This window comes from Rappaport israeli (assembly GCF_001888055.1).
Taxonomy (GTDB): domain Bacteria; phylum Pseudomonadota; class Gammaproteobacteria; order Cardiobacteriales; family Cardiobacteriaceae; genus Rappaport; species Rappaport israeli.
The window spans coordinates 57,761-82,784 of the sequence record NZ_LXHZ01000018.1 but is presented as its reverse complement, the minus strand read 5'-3'; the positions used below and the strand labels follow the sequence as shown (position 1 = coordinate 82,784).

At 42.6% G+C, this 25,024-nt stretch carries 23 protein-coding genes, 4 pseudogenes and 1 riboswitch; of the genes and pseudogenes, 1 reads left to right on the top strand and 26 read right to left on the bottom strand.

Annotated elements, in window-relative coordinates:
- Positions 1 to 12: 12 nt before the first annotated feature.
- Entirely contained in the window at positions 13 to 795 is a 783-nt protein-coding gene (locus A5N84_RS04770) for an exodeoxyribonuclease III (protein WP_072281463.1), read from the top strand.
- 4 nt (positions 796 to 799) lie between these two features.
- Here A5N84_RS04770 and A5N84_RS04765 read toward each other — a convergent pair whose 3' ends face one another.
- From A5N84_RS04765 to upp, 26 genes and pseudogenes are all read right to left on the bottom strand, one after another.
- The gene (locus A5N84_RS04765; RefSeq protein ID WP_072281462.1) at positions 800 to 1,744 is read right to left on the bottom strand and encodes a D-2-hydroxyacid dehydrogenase; all 945 of its coding nucleotides are present in this window, start codon (positions 1,742 to 1,744) and stop codon (positions 800 to 802) included.
- A 30-nt stretch (positions 1,745 to 1,774) separates the two neighbouring features.
- Positions 1,775 to 2,770: an ABC transporter ATP-binding protein gene (locus A5N84_RS04760; RefSeq protein ID WP_269844295.1), complete on the bottom strand. Its 996-nt coding sequence runs from the start codon at positions 2,768 to 2,770 to the stop codon at positions 1,775 to 1,777.
- A 78-nt stretch (positions 2,771 to 2,848) separates the two neighbouring features.
- A pseudogene (gene ugpE, locus A5N84_RS04755) lies at positions 2,849 to 3,692 on the bottom strand (sn-glycerol-3-phosphate ABC transporter permease UgpE).
- Between the two features lie 8 nt (positions 3,693 to 3,700).
- Entirely contained in the window at positions 3,701 to 4,585 is an 885-nt protein-coding gene (gene ugpA / locus A5N84_RS04750; RefSeq protein ID WP_072281461.1) for a sn-glycerol-3-phosphate ABC transporter permease UgpA, read from the bottom strand.
- A 101-nt stretch (positions 4,586 to 4,686) separates the two neighbouring features.
- Positions 4,687 to 5,977: pseudogene (gene ugpB, locus A5N84_RS04745) on the bottom strand (sn-glycerol-3-phosphate ABC transporter substrate-binding protein UgpB).
- Positions 5,978 to 6,753: 776 nt separating this feature from the next.
- A complete protein-coding gene (der, locus tag A5N84_RS04740) occupies positions 6,754 to 8,136 on the bottom strand; it encodes a ribosome biogenesis GTPase Der (RefSeq protein WP_072281460.1) in 1,383 nt (460 codons plus the stop codon).
- A gap of 18 nt (positions 8,137 to 8,154) precedes the next feature.
- A complete protein-coding gene (bamB, locus tag A5N84_RS04735) occupies positions 8,155 to 9,330 on the bottom strand; it encodes an outer membrane protein assembly factor BamB (protein ID WP_072281459.1) in 1,176 nt (391 codons plus the stop codon).
- An 11-nt stretch (positions 9,331 to 9,341) separates the two neighbouring features.
- Positions 9,342 to 9,959: a YfgM family protein gene (locus tag A5N84_RS04730; protein ID WP_072281458.1), complete on the bottom strand. Its 618-nt coding sequence runs from the start codon at positions 9,957 to 9,959 to the stop codon at positions 9,342 to 9,344.
- Positions 9,952 to 11,231, bottom strand: a pseudogene (gene hisS, locus A5N84_RS04725) (histidine--tRNA ligase). Before hisS ends, A5N84_RS04730 begins: the two are co-directional and overlap by 8 nt.
- On the bottom strand, positions 11,231 to 11,626 hold the full coding sequence (locus A5N84_RS04720; RefSeq protein WP_072281457.1) for a DUF4115 domain-containing protein: 396 nt from the start codon (positions 11,624 to 11,626) through the stop codon (positions 11,231 to 11,233). Before A5N84_RS04720 ends, hisS begins: the two are co-directional and overlap by 1 nt.
- Entirely contained in the window at positions 11,623 to 12,213 is a 591-nt protein-coding gene (locus A5N84_RS04715; RefSeq protein WP_072281456.1) for a helix-turn-helix domain-containing protein, read from the bottom strand. Before A5N84_RS04715 ends, A5N84_RS04720 begins: the two co-directional genes overlap by 4 nt.
- A gap of 13 nt (positions 12,214 to 12,226) precedes the next feature.
- Positions 12,227 to 12,991 (bottom strand): tetratricopeptide repeat protein, encoded by a 765-nt coding sequence (locus tag A5N84_RS04710; RefSeq protein WP_072281455.1) that lies wholly within the window; start codon positions 12,989 to 12,991, stop codon positions 12,227 to 12,229.
- A complete protein-coding gene (rlmN, locus tag A5N84_RS04705) occupies positions 12,988 to 14,094 on the bottom strand; it encodes a 23S rRNA (adenine(2503)-C(2))-methyltransferase RlmN (RefSeq protein ID WP_072281454.1) in 1,107 nt (368 codons plus the stop codon). The genes A5N84_RS04710 and rlmN overlap by 4 nt, the downstream gene beginning before the upstream one ends.
- Before the next feature lie 23 nt (positions 14,095 to 14,117).
- A pseudogene (gene ndk / locus A5N84_RS04700) lies at positions 14,118 to 14,539 on the bottom strand (nucleoside-diphosphate kinase).
- Between the two features lie 146 nt (positions 14,540 to 14,685).
- Positions 14,686 to 15,372, bottom strand: coding sequence for a thiamine phosphate synthase (gene thiE / locus A5N84_RS04695; RefSeq protein ID WP_072281453.1), 687 nt, complete (start codon positions 15,370 to 15,372; stop codon positions 14,686 to 14,688).
- Between the two features lie 9 nt (positions 15,373 to 15,381).
- On the bottom strand, positions 15,382 to 16,206 hold the full coding sequence (gene thiD, locus A5N84_RS04690) for a bifunctional hydroxymethylpyrimidine kinase/phosphomethylpyrimidine kinase (RefSeq protein ID WP_072281452.1): 825 nt from the start codon (positions 16,204 to 16,206) through the stop codon (positions 15,382 to 15,384).
- Positions 16,207 to 16,213: 7 nt separating this feature from the next.
- Entirely contained in the window at positions 16,214 to 17,017 is an 804-nt protein-coding gene (thiM, locus tag A5N84_RS04685) for a hydroxyethylthiazole kinase (RefSeq protein WP_072281451.1), read from the bottom strand.
- A 158-nt stretch (positions 17,018 to 17,175) separates the two neighbouring features.
- Positions 17,176 to 17,264: riboswitch (TPP riboswitch) on the bottom strand.
- Positions 17,265 to 17,320: 56 nt separating this feature from the next.
- A complete protein-coding gene (recJ, locus tag A5N84_RS04680; protein WP_072281450.1) occupies positions 17,321 to 19,021 on the bottom strand; it encodes a single-stranded-DNA-specific exonuclease RecJ in 1,701 nt (566 codons plus the stop codon).
- Entirely contained in the window at positions 19,018 to 20,328 is a 1,311-nt protein-coding gene (locus A5N84_RS04675; protein ID WP_072281449.1) for a homoserine dehydrogenase, read from the bottom strand. Before A5N84_RS04675 ends, recJ begins: the two co-directional genes overlap by 4 nt.
- 96 nt (positions 20,329 to 20,424) lie before the next feature.
- Complete coding sequence (locus A5N84_RS04670; protein ID WP_072281448.1) at positions 20,425 to 21,342, bottom strand: KamA family radical SAM protein; 918 nt, start codon at positions 21,340 to 21,342, stop codon at positions 20,425 to 20,427.
- Positions 21,339 to 22,274, bottom strand: a complete 936-nt coding sequence (locus tag A5N84_RS04665; protein WP_143324830.1) for a hypothetical protein — start codon at positions 22,272 to 22,274, stop codon at positions 21,339 to 21,341. The genes A5N84_RS04670 and A5N84_RS04665 overlap by 4 nt, the downstream gene beginning before the upstream one ends.
- Positions 22,250 to 22,723: a hypothetical protein gene (locus tag A5N84_RS04660; RefSeq protein WP_158008642.1), complete on the bottom strand. Its 474-nt coding sequence runs from the start codon at positions 22,721 to 22,723 to the stop codon at positions 22,250 to 22,252. The genes A5N84_RS04665 and A5N84_RS04660 overlap by 25 nt, the downstream gene beginning before the upstream one ends.
- Positions 22,720 to 23,433: a glycosyltransferase gene (locus A5N84_RS04655; RefSeq protein WP_143324829.1), complete on the bottom strand. Its 714-nt coding sequence runs from the start codon at positions 23,431 to 23,433 to the stop codon at positions 22,720 to 22,722. Before A5N84_RS04655 ends, A5N84_RS04660 begins: the two co-directional genes overlap by 4 nt.
- Complete coding sequence (locus A5N84_RS04650) at positions 23,414 to 23,674, bottom strand: hypothetical protein (protein WP_072281444.1); 261 nt, start codon at positions 23,672 to 23,674, stop codon at positions 23,414 to 23,416. The genes A5N84_RS04655 and A5N84_RS04650 overlap by 20 nt, the downstream gene beginning before the upstream one ends.
- Complete coding sequence (locus A5N84_RS04645) at positions 23,674 to 24,381, bottom strand: DUF3108 domain-containing protein (RefSeq protein WP_072281443.1); 708 nt, start codon at positions 24,379 to 24,381, stop codon at positions 23,674 to 23,676. Before A5N84_RS04645 ends, A5N84_RS04650 begins: the two co-directional genes overlap by 1 nt.
- A complete protein-coding gene (gene upp, locus A5N84_RS04640) occupies positions 24,368 to 25,012 on the bottom strand; it encodes a uracil phosphoribosyltransferase (RefSeq protein ID WP_072281442.1) in 645 nt (214 codons plus the stop codon). Before upp ends, A5N84_RS04645 begins: the two co-directional genes overlap by 14 nt.
- Between the last annotated feature and the right edge of the window lie 12 nt (positions 25,013 to 25,024).

Sequence of the window (25,024 nt, the reverse complement as noted above, 5' to 3'; positions counted from 1 at the left end):
CGCAAAACGACTATGTTTAAAATTATTTCTTTTAATGCCAATGGTATTCGTGCTGCAGAGCGCAAGGGATTTTTTACTTGGCTAGCAAACCAAGAGGCTGACGCTGTCTGTATCCAAGAAACCAAAGCACACTACGCACAATTACAAGACAACCCTATTTTCTCACCTTTATCTTATAACTACTATCACGATGCACAAAAAAAAGGCTACAGTGGCACAGCGTTATATTTAAAACATCCTCCGCAGGAAGTTATCCATGGAATTGATTGGGCAGAAATTGATGAGGAAGGACGTTACATAGAAGCCAAATATCAAAATCTATCGATTATTTCTTTATATATGCATTCAGGGACAAGTGGCACTCACCGACAAGAGCGTAAAGAATCATTTATGCAAAAATTTCTACCTTATTTACAAGCGCGACAAAAACAAGGCGAGCGCTTAATTATTTGCGGGGACATTAATATTGCACATACTGAAAAAGACATTCGGAATTGGAAAGGCAATCTAAAAAATTCAGGATTTCTACCCCATGAGCGTGATTGGCTTACTACTTTGTTTAATAATGGATTCAAAGATGCTTTTCGTTTGGTTAATCAAGAAGAGCATCAATATACTTGGTGGTCACAACGCGGACAGGCGCGCAATAATAATGTAGGCTGGCGCATTGATTATCAAATTATTACTGATAATCTAGCGCCAAATGTAGTTGATGCTAACATTTACACCAATGAGCGCCTATCCGACCATGCTCCTTTAATTATGCGTTATCGTAATATCAATGAATTTTTATAAGCGCTTAACCTTGTGTTTTAATCCATTTCTCTACATTTTCAGACAAAATACGCCATAGCTTTTGCTGTGCTTGTGCGCTTGCCCAAGCGTTATGCGGAGTCATGATAACGCGCGGATGCTGGGTTAAACTGAGTAATGGCTCATCTTTGGCAGGGGGTTCTGGTGTAAAGACATCGCAACCATAGCCCAATAATTTATTTTGATTAAGTGCATCAACCACTGCCTGACTTTCCACTAAAGCGCCTCGTGCGACATTAATCAAAAGTGGTTTATTTTTCATAAAATCAATGGTTTGTCTATTAATTAATCCCTTGGTTTTATCTGTTAGTGGGCAGTGCAAACTAATCACATCACTTTCTGCTAACACTTCTTTAAATGGCGTATAGGTAGTATCGCGCGGTTTCTCTCCTTGCCGTTCTGCTAATAAGACTTTCATGCCAAAAGCTTTTGCCAGTTCTGCGACTGACTTACCAATTGTTCCTGCGCCAATAATACCTAAAGTTTTACCTTTTATATCGGTAGGCTCTGGGGTATTAAGTGAAAAACGCCCATCTTCTTGCCAACCGCCATCAGCAATTAATTGGTGATAGTGCACCAAGCTTCTCATGCAAGATAAAATCAACATTAAAGTATGTTCCGTAACGCTTGTGGTTGAATAGCCTGCTACATTTTGCACTGTAACGCCTTGTTGCTCACAAGCTTGTAAGTCCACATTATCTTTACCTGTTGCTGTGATTTGTACTAATTTTAACTGCGGTAATTCTTTTAACACCGCATCATTAATGACTATTTTATTTAACACCGCAATCTCAGCATTTTTTAACGCGTTAATAACCGCTTCAGGCTGATTATCGGTGCTTTCATGCACTACCCAATCCGTAATGCCTTTGGGTGCAGGCAAATCAATATCTGGGGAAAAAGTATTTCTATCTAAAAAAACTGCTCGCATCAATTTCTCCTTTTGATGGTGAATGTAAATCTATACCTCTAATCGCATCCCTGTGTCAGCGTTGAAAAAGTGTAATTTTTGAGGATTAAACCGCAGGGCTATTATTTGATTTTCTTGCCAAGAGTGCGTCAAGCTTGTTTGTACAATTAAAGGCGTGTTGCTATTAATAAGTCGCCCATGTAATAAATTCACACTCCCTAAATGCTCAATAATATCAATTGTAAATTTGAGTGCCTGTGCATCATTTATAGGCAAAATCTCTATATGCTCAGGGCGAATTCCAAGCTTAATCTGCCCTTGAACATTAATTTCAGCTGGTTTATCAAAATAAACATCCTGAGCCAAAACAATTTTATTATCTACACTCTGCGCTTCTAATAAATTCATCGCAGGTGAGCCAATAAATTCTGCAACAAAAATATTTTTCGGTTTTTCATACAAATGGATAGGTGATCCAATTTGTTGCACTTCACCGCTTTTAAGCACAATTAAACGGTCTGCCATTGTCATTGCTTCAACTTGATCATGCGTTACATATAAACTGGTAACGCCCATTTCTCTTTGCAAAGCCTTAATTTGCTTTCTCATTTCAACTCTGAGCTTAGCGTCTAAATTAGAAAGCGGTTCATCAAATAAAAAGACTTTTGGCTGACGAACAATTGCTCGCCCCATCGCCACACGCTGACGTTGCCCCCCTGAAAGCTGAGCAGGTTTACGGTCTAAATAGGGCGTGAGTTGTAATTGTTCTGCTACTTTCTCCACCCGTTTTTTAATTTCTGCCTTATCAACTTTATTAATTTTTAGGCTATAGCTCATGTTATCGCGATTGGTCATATGCGGATATAAAGCATAATTTTGAAAAACCATCGCTATACCGCGGTCTTTAGGCTCTAATGAATTGACCAATTGATTATCAATGAATAATTCACCACTGCTAATCGATTCAAGTCCTGCCACCATACGCAGTAAAGTTGATTTGCCACATCCAGAAGGCCCAACAATTACAATAAACTCGCTATCACTAATTTTTAGCTCAACATCAGTTACCGCTTTTGCGCCATTTTCATAAACTTTTTGAGAGCTTGTTTAAATGAATGCTTGCCATTATTTTTCTGTCTCCGTTAAACCTTTTACAAATATTTTTTGCATTAACACAACCACCAAAACAGGCGGCAACATCGCTAATAACGCAATTAACATCACCAAATGCCATTGCGGTTTTTCTTCTACTGCCGCAGTGACTAAATTTTTGATACTCATCACAATTGTATTCATTTCTACATCACTGCTAATCATTAAAGGCCATAAATACTGATTCCAGCCATAGATAAATAAAATTACAAATAATGCTGCAATATTGGTGCGCGATAAAGGTAATAAAATATCAAAAAAGAATCGAATGGCTCCCGCACCATCAATTCTGGCTGCCTCAAGCATTTCTTCTGGGATGGTTAAGAAAGTTTGGCGAAATAAAAAAGTGGCTGTCGCAGAGGCGATTAATGGCAAAATCAATCCTGCATAGGAATTTAGCAAGTGTAAAGAAGCTGCCACTTCAAAGGTGGGGACAATTCGCACCTCAACAGGTAACATTAAAGTACAAAATATTGCCCAAAAAAATAATGATTTAAAGCGAAACTTGAAATAAACCAAGGCATAAGCAGATAAAAGCGAAATAAAAAATTTTGCCAAAAGTAATGCCAAGCGCCATAACAAGAGAATTAAACATGGCGCGCAAAACAGGTGGACCAGCAAAAGAATCACTAAAAATTGTTTTTAGATTTATCCATAACTGATTCCCTGGCAACATTGGCAAAGGCACTTGCGAACTGCGCACCACATCATGCGTAGCAGTAACAAACATAACCCATACAGGAAACATCACCACTAATACACCAAAAATCAAGGTGGCATGCGCAAAAATAGTCAACAACGGACGCTTTTCAATCATTACTTACCTCAGGCATAAGAAACTTTGCGTTCAACATAACGAAATTGCAATACCGTTAATGCCATTACAATCACAATTAAAATCACCGATTGACTAGCAGAAACTCCATAATTCATACTTAAAAAACCATCTTTGTAGACTTTATATACCAAAGTCTCAGTGCTATTGCCTGGCCCCCCCATCGTAACCGCATGAATGATGCCAAAAGTATCAAAAAAGGCATAAATAATATTCATCACCAATAGGAAAAAAGTTGTTGGGGAGATTAAAGGGAAAATCAAATCTTTAAAACGGCGTACTGGTCCTGCACCATCAATAGCTGCCGCCTCAATTAATGATTTAGGGATAGATTGCATACCTGCTAAGAAAAACAAAAAGTTATAACTAATCATATTCCAAGCTGCGGCAATAATGATTAAGAACATCGCTTGATTGCCGTTTAAACGATGATTCCATTCGATATGAAGAAAATCAAGCCAATAAGGAATAATGCCTAAAGTTGGATCAAAAACAAACATCCAAATTGCACCAGCTAAAACAGGCGCTACCGCATAAGGAATAATAAGAAAATGGCGATAAAATCTGCTTTTTTTAACCAGATAATCCGCCATTGCTGCCAAAATCAGCGCAAATGAAATTGAGCAAAAAGCCACCGAGGCGGAAAATATCAATGTGCGAAAAAAACTATTACGATAACTATCACTCATCCATAGCTCTTTAAAATTATCCAAGCCAATAAAAGTTCGTGATAAACCAAAAGGGTCTTCTAAAAAAAAAGATTGCTCTAATGCCTGATAGGCAGGCCATAGAAAAAAGACCATTGTAATAGCCAGTTGGGGCGCCAATAGCAAATAAGGCAAAACAGGACGAGAGAAATGAATACGTTTAATCATAAAAATTCAGGGTTAATGAATAAAAGCAGGCCGCATCCTGCAGCCCTATAATCTTCCTGATTATCCAATTTTAATGATTTTTTAATTTTTATACAATGAAATTATTTATTTGCCTTCTCAAATTGACGAAGTAATTTATTAGCTTTATCAGCTGCATCATCCATTGCTTGTTTTGCTGTTTTTTTGCCATTCCAAATATTTTCCATTTCAGAATCTAGCAAATCTCGGATTTGTACATAACTACCAAAACGCAGACCGCGTGAATATTGGGTTGGCTCATTAAGACTAAGTTGCTTAATGGGCGTATCCGCTCCTACATTCTCTTCATAATAGCCTTGTTCTTTTGCAAGCTCATACGCTGCATGCGTAATCGGCACATAGCCAGTCTCTTGATGCCAGCGCGCTTGAATTTCAGGACGGCTCAAAAAATCTAAAAAAAGCTGCCGTGCCTTTATAGTTATCATCATTATGTCCAGACAATACCCAAAGAGACGCCCCACCAATAATAGAATTCTGTGGTGCATTGGTAACAGTTTCATCATAAGGCATCATTGCCTCACCAAATTCAAATGTTGCTTGCTGTTTTATACCACCATACGAACCCGATGAACCAAACCAAATTGGGCATTCTTGATTAATAAACAATGGCATAGATGCGCTTTGTCTACCCCCATAAACAAAATTCCCACTGTCTTTAATGGTTTGCAAGCGATTGATAATTGCATCGTTATTAAATTTTAACTCTGCATCTAATCCAGCAAATCCATTTTCTTTACTACCTAACTCAATATTATTCCAAGCACTATAGTTTTCAATCAAAAACCATGGCTGCCAACTAAAGCTATACCCGCATGAATAGCCTGTATCGCGCAATGCCTTACTCACCTCATCTAACTCCCTCCAAGTTTTAGGCGGTTGCGTAATCCCTGCTTTAGCAAAAGCATCTTTGTTATACCACATCACAACCGTCGAACTATTAAACGGCATCGACAACAATTTACCTTCTGGAGACTGGTAATAACTAATAATGGCAGGCAAATATTTATCATGCTCAATCCCATTTGCATATTTATCCATCAACTCTTCTACAGGATAAATCGCACCCTTTGCCGCCATCATCGTTGCCGTCCCCACCTCAAAGACTTGCACAATTTCAGGCTGTTGTTTAGCGCGAAAAGCAGAGATTGCCGCTGTCATTGTATCGGTATAATCGCCCTTATAAGTAGGTTTGACGACATAATCCTCTTGAGAAGCGTTAAAGTCATCTGTGATTTTGTTTAAACTCTGTTCTAGCTCACCCCCCATCGCATGCCAAAACTCAATAGTAGTCTTGGCTAAAGCACTATGACTTAGCGTTGCTACTATGCTTAGCGTTAATAATTTTAATTTCATCGATTTCATCGCTCTCTCCTTTCTTGTTGTTAAGAGTACAGATCAAACTCAGGTTATATTGGAGTTAGCTTAAAAATGCAACTATTTCGTCTAAAAATATCAAAGACTTCTAGACCTTTCTAATGAAAAACAGAGATCATTAAAATTATGTTGCAGCGCAGCATTAGCGTAGATTAGTATAAAATTTAAATGAACTTAAACAAAATCCTTTATAAATAAAGGCATTAAACCATTAAAAATATATAATGATTTTTGGCTTTTTATGAGTTGACGCACTGCAACATTATCCCTATAATGCGCCCCAACATCATCGATGTTATCTCCTCTATATCCTCCTTTGGTGGTTGTTTGCCGGCTCTTAGAGCCGGTTTTTTTTTGCCTTGAAACCTATGGAGGTTCATTAGTTATTAAAAATAGAAAAATAATTAGCGAAGATAATTAATATTCCAAGTCATTCACCAGTTTCGCATTCCAACTAGCTCTTGCGCTGGCATGTATAGGCTGATTAGCTAATTGAACGTATCAAGCAAAATAACTACACTCATCTTCACAATTAGAATCTAATTGATTTAAAGAAAAGTACTATAAAAAGATGCTAGGCATAGCACTCTAAAGCGCCTAATTTTGAGAAATTTTTTTCCAAGAAAAAAGCGACAAACCGTCGCTTTTAAAATTTGATTTTTGCAATTAAATTTTTAATGCAGCCGATGTGAATCTACTTTATTCCAAAATATCAACTTCTTTAAGACTGACTAACACAACTCAAATCATAATTATCAAGATGGATTATAAGGATTATGCTTATCCCTAAAGCTAATGCGAATGGGGGTTCCAGCCAACTTAAAATGACGGCGGAAAAACTTACTTAGATATTGAATATAACTTGCAGCAACATGTTCAGTACGACTACCGTGAATAATTATATGCGGAGGATTACGCCCACCTTGATGAGCATATTGCATTTTAATGGCGTAACCATTTACTAAAGGCGGTTGATGTTTGCGGTAGGCCAATTCCATTGCTTCAGTAAGTTTATTGGTGCTTAGCTCCACCATAGCCGATTCGTATGCTTTTTTAACCGCTGGCAATAGGCGTTTAATATTACTTCCATTGAGCGCGGAAATATAAAAAACTTGTGCATAATCGACAAAACGCAGTTTACGTTCAATCTGTATCTCTACTTGCTCGCGCTCATATTCGCTCAAGTTATCCCATTTATTAATAGCAATAACCAGTGCCCGCCCTCTTTTAATAATTTCACCTAATAAATGAGCATCTTGGTCGCTAACACCTTCGTGTGCATCAAGCACTAATATCACTACATTAGCACGCTCAAGCGCATCTAATGCCTTTACAATACTAAATTTCTCCACCTTATCATGCACACGTGCTTTACGGCGAATGCCTGCGGTATCGATAAAATTAAATTGAGTCCCATCGTTATCAACAAAAGGAATGGTAATTGCATCACGCGTTGTACCAGCAATGGGTGTTGCAACTAATCTATCTTCGCCTAACAAACGGTTTAACAAAGTAGATTTTCCTGCATTAGGACGTCCTAACACCGCTAAAGAAATAGAATCTAATGATTCAGTCAATGGCATTATTTCTGTTGGTGTGAAAATTTCTTCTGGCAACTCACGTAAAATCGTTGCCACCTTACGCGCTAAAACTGCAATTCCACGCCGATGTTCGGCTGCAATTGCCAAAATATGCTCAAAACCAAGCTCATAAAAATCTAATAAAATAACGTCACTATCGCCAAAATCAGCTTTATTGACTGCCAATATAATTGGTTTTTGACTATGGCGTAATTCTTTAGCAATACGCTCATCAATCATTGTTAAACCATCGCGCCCATCGACAACAAAAACAATCACATCCGCTTCATCTACCGCTTGGCGTGCCTGAGCATCCACACGATGATCTATCTCCATTTCAACATCACGCAATAAACCGCCTGTATCAATTAACTGACAATCAATCCCATCTAATACAGCATTGCCGTAGTTTCTATCTCGTGTCAGTCCAGGCATATTACTAACAATAGAATCGCGTGTACGCGTTAGCACATTAAACAGCGTTGATTTACCAACATTGGGTCGCCCCACTAAGGCAATAATTGGCTTGCGCCCTGTTATTTTATTTTCATTTAACATGATTTGAGCCAACAGTTTTTAATTTGGTTTAATGGCAAATAACTGCCCATTAGTCATTTGCCAAATTATTTGTTCGGACAAAACCAAAGGCTGTGTATTTGCTTGATAATTTCCCAAAGCCGTTTGTCCAATAACTTTACCCGTTTGCGCATTTAGCCAATGCAAATATCCTTGGGCATCTAACACCCCAACAGCATTAGGAATTGCAACAACTGGTGATAACTTACGCCCCTCCAACGCGGTATTTTCCCAAATAATATTGCCATTTCTTTGCTCAAGCGCCACAACATGATCAGTATCCGTTACGACAAAAACTTTATCTGTCGATAGCGCAAAATTTTTCTGCGTCGAAACTTGTGGTTGTCGCCATAAAGGCGAACCATCACTTAAATTGATTGCAAACATCATGGCTTGATAGGCAGAACCAAATAGAGTCTGATGATTTACAATAGGGGTCGCATCCATATCTACTAAGCGCTCAACCGCTGTATTACCTTGACCAGAGGCCAAACGCAGTTCTGTAATTGGTAAACCATTCATCTGGTCTAACACCACAAAAAATCCATTATCAGCCGTTAAAATAACTACGCCTCCCCCTACTACAAGTTTAGACGTCCCACGAATGCTTAGTAAAGGGGTTTGTAACTGATATTGCCACAACGCTTCACCCTCGTGATTAAATGCGCTTACTGTCCCATCATTACTGCGCACAACCACTATATTATCTGCCACCACTGGCGCAGAGAGTGCCATACTTGGCAGGGCTTGTCGCCACAATGTCCGTCCATTTTCAGCATCAAGCGCCATAATATCGCCTTTTCTCGTCCCTACATACGCCACACCATTTTCAAGTGTTACCCCAGCAGAGATTTCATTTTGCAGATTGACAGAAAAAATCTCTTGTCCAGTTTGAGGTGTGAAAGCGGCAAAATAACCATCCGCACTCACAGCGTAAATCCGTCCTCCCCAAGCTGCTGGTTGCAAGCTTATTCCTAATACCTGAGCGCCTTTGCCGACTTTTTGTTGCCACAAAATTTGCGATTGCATCGCCTGATGCTCAAGCACTGGCAATGGTTTAGGCTCGGGAGCATTACTTTTCCCTAGAAAAAAATTTGAATTTGAGCAAGCAGTTAACATTAGTGATGCTAGACACAATCCCACATTTTTTAGTTTAAAAAAACTACCGTTTTTCATAAGGCAATCTCCTATTGCGACAACAACTGCGCTTCGATTGCACGAATTAACGCCTCAACTTCAGCAGAAGGTGATATTGCTTGTGCGCGTTGATAATGTGCTAGTGCCTGCTCATAACGCCCACGCATTTGCTCAATATTACCCTCTAATAATGCTATTTGAGCATCGTAAGGTGTATTTTTAAGCAATTGAGCCTGCGCTAACGCTTCATCATATCGCCCTGATAACGCATAAACTTGCGCTAACCGATACTCAGCAGTCTGCGCCAATAAAATATCTTCGGCTTGGCTTGCTTTGTGTAAAAAATCCTGCGCTTGTGCCAAGTCTCCCAACTCAAATGCTGATTTTGCCGCCAACAAATCAGCCAAAGCAGAACTATCATCCTTACTTAATTCCTGTTGCTGAGTAAGCGCCATGGCTTGGGAATATTCTTCATTTTCCAGTGCAGTATTAACCGCTTCAACTACTGCAGATTGCTGTGATTTTTTATCTTGCTGGGTGTTTTTCCACCACTGAATGCCAAATAAAACACCCACACCAATGACCAAACCCGCGATAGTGGTTAGTCCATATTGTTTCAACCATTCACGAATTAGCTCTGCAGTTTCCTCATCTGTTCTATCAACCATGCTCAGATTCCCCTTGTTCATAAGATTGTAAATACGCTGCCAACTGCGCCTGCTTAATTGTCTCCTGCTGCCCAGCATAAAGATGTTTAATAGTTATCTCAGCATGATTATTTTCTGCCTCACCCAAAATCAGGGCAAATTTAGCTCCTGATTTATCAGCCTTTTTAATCTGTGTTTTAAGACTTTGAGGCTGTGCATGCAAACAAATATTCTTATGCGGGAATTGAGAGCGTAACGCTTCTAACACAGAAAACATCGCGCTTTGCTCTGTTTCACTCGCTGAGATGGCATACACCCATGGGGTTTCTAGCGCTAAAACATCGCTACAAGCCAAAACCAATAACAATAAACGGTCTAATCCAATTGCAAATCCAGCAGCAGGAGTCGGCTTACCGCCTAGTTGCTCAACCAAACCATCATATCGTCCACCTGCACAAACCGTACCCTGAGCGCCTAGCTTATCCGTCGTCCATTCAAACACAGTATGGCAGTAATAATCCAAACCACGAACCAAGCGCGTATTTATAACGTACTCAATCCCCAAATCAGATAATAGCACACAAACTTTAGCAAAATGCGCCTGACTTTGCGCACCCAAATAATCAGATAATCTTGGCGCATCCTCAAGAATTTTTTGCACATTCGTATCTTTGCTGTCTAAAATTCTAAGAGGATTTGTAGTTAGGCGACGTTGACTATCTTCATCTAATTGCGTTTTATAATCAGATAAATATGCTACCAAATCCTTTGTATAGGCGCGACGTTCTAAAAGTGTGCCAATGCTATTAATTTCTAATTTAACCTCTAAAGACACGCCAAGCTCTCTAAATAAGCGCGCATTCATCGCTAATAATTCCACATCTAGCGCCGCATCTTCTACACCAAACGCCTCGACACTAACCTGACTAAATTGACGATAGCGCCCTTTTTGCGGACGCTCATAGCGAAACATCGCACCAGCGGTATAAACACGATTAACCTGTTGCAACAATCCATTTTCAATCATCGCACGTACCACGCCAGCCGTTGCCTCAGGGCGCAAAGTTAAACTCTCATCATTGCGATCAACAAAAGTATACATCTCCTTGCTCACCACATCCGTTTCTTCACCAATTGTGCGCTTAAATAAAGCTGTTTTTTCTAGCAAAGGTAACTGAATAGCTCATAGCCATACTGATGCAAAACTTTTTCAATGACTTTTAATAATTGCGCATATTGTGCTGACTCAGGCAATAAAATATCACGCATACCGCGTACTGATTGAATACTCATCACTCAATCACCAAATCATATAAGCGACTAGTGCCCGCTCTTTTATAATTTTCTAGCGTTTTTACCTCACCGCCAATGCTAAACTCAATTGCATTAGGACGCCCTGCGCTCAAAGTATAAGGCGCACCTTCTGATGACAACACAATACTCTCCCCTGCTTTAAAAATACGCGCGGCAATCACCCTGCGTTGACTATCTCTAATCTCAATCCAATTTTCATCATTGGTTTTTAATTGTGCCGTTCTAATGCCTTCATTTATAGAATCTTGTGCAGATACTGACGCATCTTGCGTTAAATTTTGCGCCTCTGGCGTGGTTTCCACCGCTTCTATTGAAGTTAAAGAAAGTTCAGAGCTTTGCTCTTCTAGTGCTTGATTATCATCAAGATTAGTCATTTCCTCTTCAAAAAATCTTCAATAGAGGTCAAATTAGGCAAATTCTGATTTGTTGCAACACTTGCCTGACCCTCATTATTGATTTCCAACACAATATCATTGCTTCTCGATACTTCTGCCCCCTCACTCATTTGAGTATTATCAGGGAAAGCCTGTTTAACCTGTCGCATTAACCAAGAGTTTTGATTAATAACCTGCATCAAAATAAGCGCCACTAATACAAATAGAAACGCTAGTGCAAACCAACGCAGCGCATGATTACGTTTAAAAGAACGCGTTTGACTAGCCATATCCGTCGGCGTAATTACAAGCGCTCCCTCATCTTTTTGTCCAATTTCATTAAAAGCTTGTGAAAACTGAGTATCATCAAGTCCTAGGAAACGCGCATAAATATTAAGATAGCCTCGCGCAAATACAGGCGCTGCAATTTCATTAAACTGATTATTCTCAAGTTTCGTAAGAATATCCTGACTTAAATTAGTTTGCATTGCAGCAGTTGCCAAAGAAATCCCTTGCGCTTGTCTAGCTTGCGACAGCGCCTCTCCGATATCAACAATTGGTGGAAGATTAGTGTTTTTATCCATCATAAATACTGTCCGCTTAAATGCCTAAAGATTTAGCCTGCTCTGTATTGCGATAAGTTGCGCGCATCATTCGCATTAAATCCTCTTCGGTGCGCACGTCTCCAACTTTTCTAGCTGCTAAAATACCTAGATAAGCGCTCTCGGCGCTATAGCCTACATAAGTATGCACCACCTTAAGATAATTGAGCGCTGCCTGTCCATCGCCTCGTTCTAATGCTATTTCTGCAAGTGGTAATAATGCCCCTGAAGAATAAGGGTCATGAGCAAGCGCTTGCTTATAACTATTTTCTGCCTGCAATGTTTTTCCTCTTTTGTGCGCACAATTGCCTTCTACGATATAAGACATTGTCGCAAAATCTCCTCCTTTAGCACGCATTTGCTGATAAAGTGCCTGCGCTTCGCTATCACGTTCAAATTTGCACAAAAAAGTTGCGAAGTTAAAGTAACCTAATACGTAATTAGGATGGCTATTGATTAATTTTTGATAGGCATTAAATCCTGCGGAAATATCGCGCTTTTGCTCATACATCACCGCTAATACATTCCAAGCCTCAGGTTGAGAAGAATCAATTTCAATCGCGCGAATTAATTTTGGTTCAGCCAAATCATAACGCCCTATTTGTAAATACTGCGCCCCAAGTGCTAAATAATTATCATATGCTTGGTCATAGTTTGGCGTTAATTGACCATTTTGACGAGCCACTTGAGATTGCTGATTACCAGATGCGCAACCAAGCAACACACTTGCGGCAATAAAAGAAAGCATTAATGAAGCTTTCATGAATGTTCTACCTCGTATCGATTAAGTTTTTTATAACGTTTTGAGCGGTCATTAACCTGTCCAACCAACTGTCCACAGGCGGCGTCAATATTTTCACCACGGGTTTTGCGCACAGTAACCACATAGCCACTATCGCTTAAATAGCGCTGAAAAGCTGAAATAGCATTTTTGCTTGAGCATTCAAACTGACTGCCTGGGAAAGGATTAAAAGGAATCAGATTGATTTTTCCTGGAATTCCACGCAATAAATCAGCTAATTGGTGCGCATGCTCAAGACTATCATTTACGCCTTTAAGCATTACATATTCCCACGTTACCCCACCATGTTGAGCATTATGGCTTACATATTCATGGCAAGCTTTTAGCAGTGCTTGCAAGCCATAGCGCTGATTAATAGGAACAATTTGATTGCGCAATTCATCGTTTGGGGCATGCAAAGACACCGCCAAACTCAAATCCGTAACCTCTTTTAATTTCTCAATTGCAGGCACAATCCCTGAAGTGCTTAAAGTTACGCGTCGTTTTGAAAGCCCAAAGCCAAAATCATCCATCATAATGTCAGTAGCTGGGATAACAGCGTTAAAGTTCACCAATGGCTCTCCCATGCCCATTAGCACTACATTTGTTACCTTACGCTTCCCATTATCGCCACAGCCCAATAGTTTTTTAGCCAGCCAAACTTGTACAACAATCTCTCCAGTCGTGAGATTGCGGTTAAATCCAGCATGCGCGGTAGAGCAAAAAGGGCAGGCTAATGCACAACCTGCCTGAGAGGAAATGCACAACGTTCCGCGGTCTGTTTCAGGGATATAAACCGTTTCAATACTATTGCCACAGTGATAGCGAAAAACCCATTTGCGCGTTCCATCGCTGGCTGTTTTATCCGTTATGACCTCTGGAAAGGACAAAGTGGCGATTTCTTTTAAATGCGCTCGTAATGTCTTGCTTAGATTAGTCATTGCATCAAAATCGCACACGCGCTCATGGTAAAGCCATTTCATGATTTGTTTGGCATGGAAAGGCTTTTCACCCAGTGAAACCAACCACTGGGTCAGCTGTGTGCGATTTAAATCAAATAAATTTTGTAACTTTTGCTCAGACATTGCCTAGCACTCCAAAAGGGTGTTTAAGCACAAATCTCACTGTCATTAAAGAAATATTGAATTTCTTGAGCGGCCGTTTCAGGCGCATCAGAGCCATGCACTGCATTGGCATCAATGCTATCAGCAAAATCTGCACGAATCGTGCCTGCTTGTGCTTCTTTAGGGTTAGTAGCGCCCATGATGTCGCGGTTTTTGCTAATGGCATTGTCACCTTGAAGTACTTGAATCATCACAGGCCCTGAAATCATAAATTCAACCAAATCATTGAAAAATGGACGTTCTTTGTGCACGGCATAAAATCCTTCCGCCTCTTCGCGCGTCAGTTGCTTCATTTTAGCAGCCACAATTTTTAGCCCTTGCTTTTCAAAGCGACTATAAATCTCTCCAATAACATTTTTTGCACAGCGTCTGGTTTGATAATAGAAAGGGTTTTCTCTAAGCTCATATTAAACTCCAAAATTCAAAGTAAAAAAACGCCGCTATGGTAGCACAACAAACAATCATTGCTAAATTTATTGTTGCGCTAACCTTGCTAGATAAATGCTAACCCTAGATATATCCTATTGAGATAATAAATAGAGCAGTAAAAAATCAAGCTTTAAGAGATGCAACTGTTGTCGCAATATTTTGCGCTTGCGTAATTGCTGAGACTACCGCAACACCTGTGGCGCCATATTTTTTAAGCGTTGTTACATGAGTTGGTTTTACTGAACCTATTGCCACTAATGGTTTATTAATCCCAGCATGACGAAGGGTTTGAATAAACTCCATTCCCACAGGAGGAGCGTGGTTGATTTTAGAATTTGTTGCAAAGATAGGCCCAACACCAAAATAATCTACCGCTGATTCTATATTCCAATGTTGTGCTTGCTCTAGTGTATTGATTGACAACCCTAAAACCATCTGTGTTGGACAAATCTCGCGAATCTCAATAATAGATTTATCTCCTTGCCCTACATGAATACCATCTGCTCCCATCTCTAACGCCAAATCCACCATATCATTCATAATAAATGACACCTTATAGCGCCGACATAATTTCTGACAATCTAATGCCAACTGCTTTTGTGCTGCGTCATCCTTCTCTAAGGAGAGTTCTCCTTTATCGCGAAATTGGTAGCAAGTAATGCCAGCTTTAAGTGCTTGTTGCAAAATCTCTAACAATGCATCTGCACGGTTATTAGCATTATCACTAACGCCTTTACAAGGCGCGCAGTCTTGTGAACCAGCGACGAAATAGACCTGCAACATTGTTTGTAAATTAGGTTTTGAGCTCATAAATATTCCTTATATTTTTAAGTCTTGATACGCCCAATGATTAACAGGCCCTGAGCCTGAACCAATATCCAAAGGAGTAGAAATTGCTGTAGTAATAAAATCTTTAGCAATCTGCACCGCATCCAACAGTGGCACTCCTTTTGCCAGCTCAGCTGTTAAACAAGCAGAAAAAGTACACCCTGTTCCATGCGTATGGCGCGTATGATAGCGTTTAGCCTGCACAGAAAATGGCGCATTATCCCCACTAAATACCCAATCAACACAGTGCTCACTTGTAGAATTATTACTATGGCCTCCTTTAATAATCACCGTATGCACGCCCAATCCCTGTATTATTCGTGCTGCTTTTTCACATTCAACGGCATTGGTAATCTGCAGATTTGTTAAGCGTACTGCCTCTTGTAGATTTGGGGTAATGATATCGGCTAATGGCAGTAACTTATTTTTTAACGTCGACAAAGCCTCATCTGCCAACAGCACCGCCCCACTTTTTGCCACCATTACAGGGTCAAGCACCACTGTGCCAAAATTAAATCTTTTCAGCCCTTGAGCTACTGCTTCTATCGCTTGAGCGTCTCCCAACATCCCTATTTTGCAAGCCTGAATATTAAAATCTTCAGAAACTGCCTGAAGTTGAGCGGTAATACTTTCAGAAGATAATTGATGGATATCAAATACCCCAAGAGTATTTTGTGCAGTAACACTAGCCACCACCAAACAACCAAAAACTCGCCGCATTTGAAACGTCTTAATATCTGCACCAATTCCTGCGCCACCTCCACTATCTGTAGAGGCAATAGTAAGTGCTTGAGGGATTATTTGATTATTACACATATTTCCCTCACAGCATTATAATTTTGGCGAATTGATTGAATTCATCGGCGCTTATTTTAGCCAAACAATCTATCAATTTGACATAAAACTGCCCGTACTCAAAATCTTGCAATCCTTGCGCTGCTTGTTCGCCCGCGATGGCATAGCTTGCGCACGCTGCAACTGTTGCTGAGAAATACTCTGATGGTTCTGCTACCGCTATAAATGCCCCACAAATCGCTCCTTGCAAACAGCCAGAGGCGGTAATTTTTGGAAATAGCGATGAACCATTTTCAATCGCCACCACCACATCTCCATTGCTCACATAATCCACCTGACCACTTAACACCGTGATACAGTTAAATTTCTTAGCACACTCTTTTGCCATTTTTGCCAAGTCTGCCGTCTCACCACTACCAGCATCTACTCCCTTGGACTGCCATTTAATCCCTATTAAATGTGCAATCTCTCCTGCATTCCCACGAATAACTGAAAAGCGAATTTTATCCAACAACAACGCCCCTTTTTCTTGCCGATAAGGCGTTGCCCCAATCCCTACAGGATCAAGCACTACAGGTTTTGCCAAAGCATTCATTGCTTGACCTGCATCAATCATCGCAACCACCTCACCTTGTGACAATCCCCCCATATTAATCACCAACGCAGAACTAATCTTTGCCACCTGAGCCATTTCTCCTTCAACATTAGACATAAACGGCGATGCACCAATAGCGAGCAAACCATTGGCACTAAAATGCGCTGAAACAATATTTGTAATGTTATGCACCAATGGATTTTTCTCACGGACATCATCAATAAAAGAGGTGTACATAAATTCTCCCTAAAAAGTCAGATAAGACAATACATTTATAAAAGTCGAAGCCAACCTTTTAAACCCAACATAAAGAATTTAGCGCTCAATAAAAAAAGCGCCTTGCTTACTTCTAAAAGTCAGCAAAGCGCTTTATCAATTTACAACATCATCACCAGCAAAAAATTCATTTAGTTTCCTACGTCAGCATTAACTGAAATCAGGTTCAACGGGTATATTCTCAGCCTAAGCACCCCGACTAGTGCGCCATATTAAGTAAGCGCTTAAATTTTGTCAATTTCCATCAAAGCCAGAGCAGTAATTTTATAAGCAAGGGGATTCATTCAAATGCTGTACCAACAACTGCAAACGCGCATCCCCATAAAACCGATTGACCTGCAACGTATAAACCACCTCCACCAACCCTTTAAGTGGATATTTAAGTTGATGAAAAAACCACACCGCCTGCAACACTTGCCCGCTTTCAGGCTCACGCAACACCAAACGGCAATGCTGAGTCCCTAACATTCGATAATCCAATAACTCAAATATATTGACAAACATAGGCTCAGGAAATCCAGCCCCCCATGGCTCTAAGTGCGAGAAATACTCTGCCCACGGCGCCTGCATCAATTCTACTGGCAATCGCCCATCAACCCACACCACCTCTTCTATTTCACGCGCCCCAAACAAATACTCATAAGCCTGTTGTAAATGCAACGTTAGTAGAGAAAAATCTTCTTTTGCAACTGTTAGCCCAGCCGCCATAGCATGCCCCCCAAAAGACAACCGCCCTGCTCCTAACCTTTTTGCCGCCTCTGTCAATAATTTTTGTGCACAAATCCCCTCCACACAGCGCACTGACGCTTTAATATGCGTTGCACCCAAAGCATCACACCCCACCACCACAGGGCGCGAAAACCTTGATTTCAACCGCCCTGCCACCAATCCCAACACCCCCTCATGCCATTGCGCATCATAGACACACAACACAGCCTGCCTCTCATCAACCTGCAACAGCGCCTCATCTAACATCGTATTTTCAATTGCCTTACGCTTGCGATTACACGCTTCCGCCTGCTGCGCATACTCCTGAGCACTTTGCCAATCCTCACTCAACAACAGCGCCACCGCCTCACTCATATCTCCCAAACGCCCAATCGCATTTAGCCTAGGCGCCAACGCAAACGCCACCTCCTGCGCGGTTAAATATTGCGCCTCCACATTCCCCACCGCACACAGCGCTCTAATCCCCATATTCGCTGAAGCCATCCGCATCTTTTTTAGCCCCAGATGAAGCAAAATACGATTGTTATAATCTAATTGCGCCACATCGGCAATCGTCCCCAAAGCCACCAAATCCAAATAATTACGCAATTGTAGCGCCTCTGGCCACAGCCCCTTTTCCAATTGCACCGCCCGCAATGCCAGCAACACATAAAACGCCACCCCAACCCCAGCAAGCGCCTTACTTTCAAAATCACAATCTAGGCGATTTGGATTAACCACCGCCAACGCCTCAGGCAAAGAGCCAGCAGGCAAATGATGATCAGTAATAATACAATCAATCCCCAGTGCATTAGCACGCGCCACCGCCTCATGCGCAACAATCCCATTATCCACCGTCATTAACACCGAAGGCAGCGCTCCCCGCCGTTTAATTTCAGCAAGTCCGCGCAAATTTAGCCCATAGCCATGCACCTCACGCCGAGGCACAAACCACTCCACCACAGCCCCTAGCGCACGCAACACCCGAACACACAACGCCACCGCCGTCGCTCCATCCACATCATAATCCCCATAAATCAAAATCCGCTCACCTGCCTCTATCGCTTGCGAGAGGCGGTAAGCCGCCTTATCAGCATCGCGCAACGCCTCCCACCCCAGCACATTGCGCCCCCCTTTATCCACCTCCTCTGGGCATTGTATACGCGCTGCATAAATGCGCTTTACCACCTCATGCCAATGCTCGGGCAATTGTGTTGGTGAAACATTGAGCGCATAAGGCTTAATCTTTAAACTCAACCCAAAAACTCCACCCTAATCCGCTTAATTTGTCCTCGTAAAGCTTCAAGCGTCTGCAACTGCTCCAATGCTGCATTCATACTAGATTCTTTAACCAAATTAGTCAGAATAATCAGCGTCACCACATTTTCATGCGCCAGCGCATTTTTTTGAATAATTGATGCAATAGAAATCTCAGATTTGGCAAAAATCTTCGTTACCTCTGCCAACACCCCAACCTTATCTACCACGCGTAAATTCAAATAATAACTACTGTGGAACTCATCAGAAGGCAAAACTGGCAAAGCCGTTTTATTATGCAACTGATGAAAACCAAATTCTGCCAAACGGTCTTCCTGAGACAAATTCAACTCTCGCACCACATCAATTAAATCAGCAATCACCGCCGAAGCCGTCGGCAACGCTCCAGCACCCGCGCCATAATACAACCCCTCCCCTAAAGCATTACCATTTACCTGCACCGCATTCATCACCCCTGAGACACTCGAAAGCAAAGCATTTTTAGGAATTAAAGTTGGATGCACCCGAATTTCCACACCATTATTACGCCTAATAGCCAAACCTAAATGCTTAATGCGAAAGCCAAGCTCATCTGCATATTGCAAATCCTCCGCATTGATATGGTCAATCCCCTCCTTATAAACCCCCTCAAATTGCAACTCAATCCCAAAAGCAATCGACGCCAAAATCGTAATTTTATGCGCCGCGTCTGTGCCATCGATATCAAAAGTTGGGTCAGCCTCCGCATATCCCAGCGCCTGCGCCTCAGTGAGCACCTCAGCAAAATCGCTCCCCTGTTCAGTCATCGCCGTCAAAATAAAATTACTCGTTCCGTTAATAATCCCAGCCACCTGTAAGACCTGATTACCGCTCATCCCTTCGCGCAACACCTTAATAATTGGAATCCCTCCTGCCACCGCCGCCTCATAGGCCAACTCCAAGCCCCGTTCACGCGCCAAATCAAATAACGCCTGACCGCGCGTAGCAATCAGCGCCTTATTAGCCGTAACCACATGCTTACCTCGCAATAAAGCAGCTTCAATATACTGCCCTGCCAAATCAACCCCACCAGCCAACTCCAAGATAATCTCAATATCCTCATCCTCAATCAACGAATAAGGATTATCGCTACAGACAAACGACAACATCTGCGTATCAACCCCCTCCCAAGAGCGTCTTGCAACCGCCTTCACCTGCAATCGATAGCCACAACGGCGCTCAATCTCACGCGCATTTTTCTCCAACACCTCAACCACACCCTTTGCCACCGTTCCAAAACCAATAATTCCAATCGCCACAGTTTTCATACAACATTCCAATTAATTAAACAAAAATAAAACTAAACAATTCCTGCCTTCGCCAAAGCCTGTTTTTGCAAAGGCGTTAACAAACGCACAGGGATTTTACCCCCCCACCGGAATTTCCACCACATACGTCGGCATCGCCACCCCTGATAAACGCGCACGCAACCCAGCTTCCAGCGCCAAACCCTGCTCTAAAGTCAGGCGAAAATGCCCTGTTCCCTTCGCCAAATCCAAATGGTGCAAGTAATACGGCACAACCCCACAATCTAAAAACGTATTCATCAAATCCGCCAATATCGCCACCTCCGCATTCACCCCAGCGAGCAATACCGACTGCGACCACATCACCATCCCCATACTCTGCAACCGCCTAAGCGCCTGCCTGCCATCTACAGTAAATTCCTGCGCATGATTGGCATGAAGCACCAAAAAGCGCGCTTTTTCAAACCGCTCAAATAACGCACACAAACCCGCATCAATTCGCTTTGGCTCAACCAAAGGCATGCGCGTATGAAAGCGCACCCGTCGCACATGCGCCATCGTCTCCAACGCCTGTAAAAACTGTGCAAGCTTTGCATTACTTAGCATTAGCGGGTCTCCCCCACTAAAAATTACCTCCTCAATCTCAGGATGACGCGCAATATACTCAAGCCCTGCCAGCCTATCTGCCGCCGACAACGCCTCCCCCTTACGCCCAATCGACTCCTTACGAAAACAAAAGCGACAATACACCGCACACCGAGGCGTTACCCGCCAAAGCACCCGATTCTCATAACGATGGATTAAGCCCTCAACAGGCATATGCGCATAATCCCCAATAGGGTCATCCAACTCCGCTTGGTCAATAGACAACTCTGCCACCTGAGGTAAAAACTGCGCCACAATCGCATCATCGGCATTAGGCGCACGTATCGCCTGCGCCATCGTCTGACTCACCCCCACCTGATAATAATTCCCCAACTCAGCGAGCGCCTCCTCTCCCAGCGCCTGCAAATACGCCTGCATCCCCTGATTCATCTCTCATTTCGCCTTAATTGCAATGCCAACACCTTATCCCCATGTTGATTATTAAACGTGCGCAGTAGTGTAAAGCGTTCAAATTCAACCGCCTGCTTCGCATGACGATGTACCGTATGCAACAACAAATCCCCCACACCCAATTGCCAATCTTCCACCCCCCCCAACAATAAATCCCCTTCTTCAACAAAAGGCGAACGCCCTGCATAAAACAACACCTGCGCATCATCGCTCACCACCCGTGCCACCCCCTGCGCTTGCGCCCACAATCCCGCCTCACGCTTATAACCCATCGACGGGCCAAACGTCGCCACACTCGCCAACGCATAAGAAACCGCCAACCACACCAGCATTAACCGCCACTGCACCGCCATCTGCCCCTCACGCCAACGATTTATCCCATAGAACACCGCCGAGCCATGCAACCACAACACCCCCATCACCGACAACATCAATTGCAAATCCTGTTGCTCAGCGCCAAAGACCAACATCCCAAGCGCCCCCTGAAGCACCGCCAACCCCAAAATCCCCAATAAAAACATCCGCCAACGCACCGCCAACACCGACTTCCCATACCTAAACCCCAGCCCCACCAACAACACAATCACCCAACCCATCATCTTCACCAACTTCAACAACGTCATCGCCAGCGCCAACCCCCACGCATCTACCCCCGACCACACCACAGCCTGAGCCTGAGCAAATTGTATTTGCACCCAAGCGCCCCAAACCTCACGCCCCAACCCCGACAAACTCCCCCATAAAGGCAAACTCCCCAATACAACCAACGCCAACATCAAGTAATATCCCAACATCACACGCCGCTTAAAAAAGCACCCTGCACACAACGGCAACCCCAAAAGCCACACCCAAGCCAACCCATCTATCCAAACCGCCAATCCCATCGTCAGCAACCCCAAAAAATGCCCCACCTACCCTCAAAGCGCACCCACAGCCAAAGCGCCCAAACCCACAACAACATCACCCCTTGAAAACCATCTACATTCAAGCGCACATCATTGTATTCAGGATTAAAGTTTAGTAGCAAAAACAATACAAAAGATACCCCAGAAGACCAACCTAGCGCGCGCGAAACCCGATAAAATCCCCACAAAGCCCCCATACTCATCGCCCCCATTAAAGCCACCACACACCCCTCACAACTCGCCACAGGCGCAATCAACCCCTCAAACACCGACCGCGGAGCATGCGCACTGCGCCACAACAAGCGCACCGAATCTGCTGGCAAGGTCTGTTCATCATTAAGCCACAAAACCCACTGCGTCAATCCAGCGACTACCAACAACAACGCATCAAACGCCCAAGCCTTCTCCCACACCCAGCGCCTTCGCGCCTCAAAACCCTTAGCCAGCCCCATCAAAAACGAAACCCTAAAAAACGAATCTTCTGACGATAATTATTCACCTCACGCAACGGCATCATCAAACACATCCCCAACTCCCGACCCACCGCGCTATAGCTATAATGCGATGCTGTTTCTATGGCTGCCTGTGCAATCTCCATTTTCAAATCACGATTACGCGTTAAAATCTTCACCGTCTCCAACACATTTTCCGCGCTACGCATGAATAAGCAATTATGATTATCCTGCCAGCCATAATACATACACATGTGATAGCCAGGACTAGGCGTAAGCACCACCGCCCCACGCGCCATCGCCTTAATCATCGGCAATGGACGATAACGCTCTTTATTCGCCCAAAAAACAAAAATATCCCCTAAATGAATCTCTTTATACGCGGAATAATCACTATCCCAGCGCACCAATGCCTTTTTAATCGGCATTGGCGAGCGTGCAATAACCTGCACCTCACGACATAGCGACTGCCCCTGAAAAATATGGCATTTTGTAGAGTTTTGCAAAGCACTCTCACCCACTAAAGGCGGTAAAGTCGGCGTAAACGCATCTAAATGATGCAATGGCTTAATCGCATAAGCGTCATAACCTAATTCATTGAGTATTTTGGAAAAAGCAGGATTAACACCAATCCAACGCATCCATGGAATTGCCTCTAGTAACAACCGCGTATAGCGCTCTTGCTCTGGATTATCATAATGAAATCGCATCATTACTGGATGGGGATATTTTTAACGCATGGCGCTGTTCATATAACAACTGCGGGTCAAGTAAAAATACCACTCGGTCAAACCGCTGCGGCCAACGCTTATGATTAAAATACTGCTTTAACTGCAACATATCATTAGCATTTAGCACATACATTTCTGTAGTCCCAACAATTGAACGCACAGCAGTATAAAACCCATCATAACGAACCATCGCAGGCTCTGAAGTAATAAATGCAACTTTCATTAGAGAATCTGATAATTAATTAATTTCAAACTAAACCGCGCCTCATCATCTTTGTATTGCACCAGTTTGACCAAGCGCAAAGGATGATTGGCAAAATAAATTTTTGTCCGACGATTGCCACTGGTTTGCTTATATGCCACCACATCCACCGCTTCACCCGAATGGGTTTGCCAACGTTCATTAGGCATTGCTGCTACTGAATACGTTCGGATTTTATCCTCATTAATCAAAGAATATTGTTCAGCAATGCGCTGGTGCTCTTCATCGAGCAAACTCTGCACAATCAATGCCAAAATATCCAAAGGCTGGACATGCTCATCATATTTCAACACCGTTTGTGTATTGCCAATTTGCGCCTCAATCTCCTGATTCATCAGTTTATAATCATAAACCAAGCGATATTGAGAATCGCCCTCCATCGTGCGTTGATATTTTTTAGGCAATACATGCCCTGCTTCAATCTCACCATAAGCTTGTTCGGTAATTTTGCCAAACCCCAACATCTTTGCCGCCAAAGAAGGCTTAATTTGCGTTTCAACCTGATAAGAATGATCACTTAAGCGCACCTCATAGGTCGCGCGCCCCGCATTGACTCCGCGCACACTAATATCATAAGTGGCGCGATAATCTGAAAGTGCCCACACAGGCAAGGCTAAAAAACCACAGAGCAACGCACAAAATATCTTGCCAATCCTAAAGCGTGCCATATAGCCTATCTCCAGCATCCCCCAATCCTGGACGAATATAGGCATTTTCATCTAACTCACGGTCAATTGCGCCCGTATAAATTTCCACATCAGGATGCGCCTTTTGCAACGCTGTCAATCCTTCAGGCGCTGCAAGCAAACAAATAAAACGAATGTCTTTTCCGCCTAAAGCCTTAACCTTATGAATACTCTCAATCGCGGAAAATCCCGTTGCCAACATAGGGTCAACCACCAACGTATTGCGCTCATCCATCGCCTTTGGCAATTTACAATAATAAAGCTTTGGCTGATGCGTTATCTCATCACGCTCCATCCCTACATAACCAACCTTCGCTGCAGGCAACAACTGCAACACCCCATCTAACAACCCATTTCCTGCACGCAAAATACTAATAATACAAGTCTTTTTTCCATATAATTCCTGCGCCACCATCGGCTCAAGTGGCGTATCAATCTCAACAGATTTTAACGGCAAATCTCGCGTCGCTTCATAGGCCAACAGCAACCCAATCTCACTAGCTAGCAAACGAAATTCCATTGTTGTCGTTTGTTTTTTACGCAACGTCGTCAATTTATGTTGCACCAATGGATGATTAATTAAATGCACCCTAGAGTTATCCCATTCACTCATACAACCCCCTTA

What these genes read in the sequence shown, in the direction of transcription:
- A5N84_RS04770 (WP_072281463.1), top strand. Translation starts at nt 13, where the DNA reads ATGTTTAAAATTATTTCTTTTAATGCCAATGGTATTCGTGCTGCAGAG.
- A5N84_RS04765 (WP_072281462.1), bottom strand. Translation starts at nt 1,744, where the DNA reads ATGCGAGCAGTTTTTTTAGATAGAAATACTTTTTCCCCAGATATTGAT.
- ugpA (WP_072281461.1), bottom strand. Translation starts at nt 4,585, where the DNA reads ATGATTAAACGTATTCATTTCTCTCGTCCTGTTTTGCCTTATTTGCTA.
- der (WP_072281460.1), bottom strand. Translation starts at nt 8,136, where the DNA reads ATGTTAAATGAAAATAAAATAACAGGGCGCAAGCCAATTATTGCCTTA.
- bamB (WP_072281459.1), bottom strand. Translation starts at nt 9,330, where the DNA reads ATGAAAAACGGTAGTTTTTTTAAACTAAAAAATGTGGGATTGTGTCTA.
- A5N84_RS04730 (WP_072281458.1), bottom strand. Translation starts at nt 9,959, where the DNA reads ATGGTTGATAGAACAGATGAGGAAACTGCAGAGCTAATTCGTGAATGG.
- A5N84_RS04720 (WP_072281457.1), bottom strand. Translation starts at nt 11,626, where the DNA reads ATGACTAATCTTGATGATAATCAAGCACTAGAAGAGCAAAGCTCTGAA.
- A5N84_RS04715 (WP_072281456.1), bottom strand. Translation starts at nt 12,213, where the DNA reads ATGATGGATAAAAACACTAATCTTCCACCAATTGTTGATATCGGAGAG.
- A5N84_RS04710 (WP_072281455.1), bottom strand. Translation starts at nt 12,991, where the DNA reads ATGAAAGCTTCATTAATGCTTTCTTTTATTGCCGCAAGTGTGTTGCTT.
- rlmN (WP_072281454.1), bottom strand. Translation starts at nt 14,094, where the DNA reads ATGTCTGAGCAAAAGTTACAAAATTTATTTGATTTAAATCGCACACAG.
- thiE (WP_072281453.1), bottom strand. Translation starts at nt 15,372, where the DNA reads ATGAGCTCAAAACCTAATTTACAAACAATGTTGCAGGTCTATTTCGTC.
- thiD (WP_072281452.1), bottom strand. Translation starts at nt 16,206, where the DNA reads ATGTGTAATAATCAAATAATCCCTCAAGCACTTACTATTGCCTCTACA.
- thiM (WP_072281451.1), bottom strand. Translation starts at nt 17,017, where the DNA reads ATGTACACCTCTTTTATTGATGATGTCCGTGAGAAAAATCCATTGGTG.
- A5N84_RS04675 (WP_072281449.1), bottom strand. Translation starts at nt 20,328, where the DNA reads ATGAAAACTGTGGCGATTGGAATTATTGGTTTTGGAACGGTGGCAAAG.
- A5N84_RS04670 (WP_072281448.1), bottom strand. Translation starts at nt 21,342, where the DNA reads ATGAATCAGGGGATGCAGGCGTATTTGCAGGCGCTGGGAGAGGAGGCG.
- A5N84_RS04655 (WP_143324829.1), bottom strand. Translation starts at nt 23,433, where the DNA reads ATGATGCGATTTCATTATGATAATCCAGAGCAAGAGCGCTATACGCGG.
- A5N84_RS04650 (WP_072281444.1), bottom strand. Translation starts at nt 23,674, where the DNA reads ATGAAAGTTGCATTTATTACTTCAGAGCCTGCGATGGTTCGTTATGAT.
- A5N84_RS04645 (WP_072281443.1), bottom strand. Translation starts at nt 24,381, where the DNA reads ATGGCACGCTTTAGGATTGGCAAGATATTTTGTGCGTTGCTCTGTGGT.
- upp (WP_072281442.1), bottom strand. Translation starts at nt 25,012, where the DNA reads ATGAGTGAATGGGATAACTCTAGGGTGCATTTAATTAATCATCCATTG.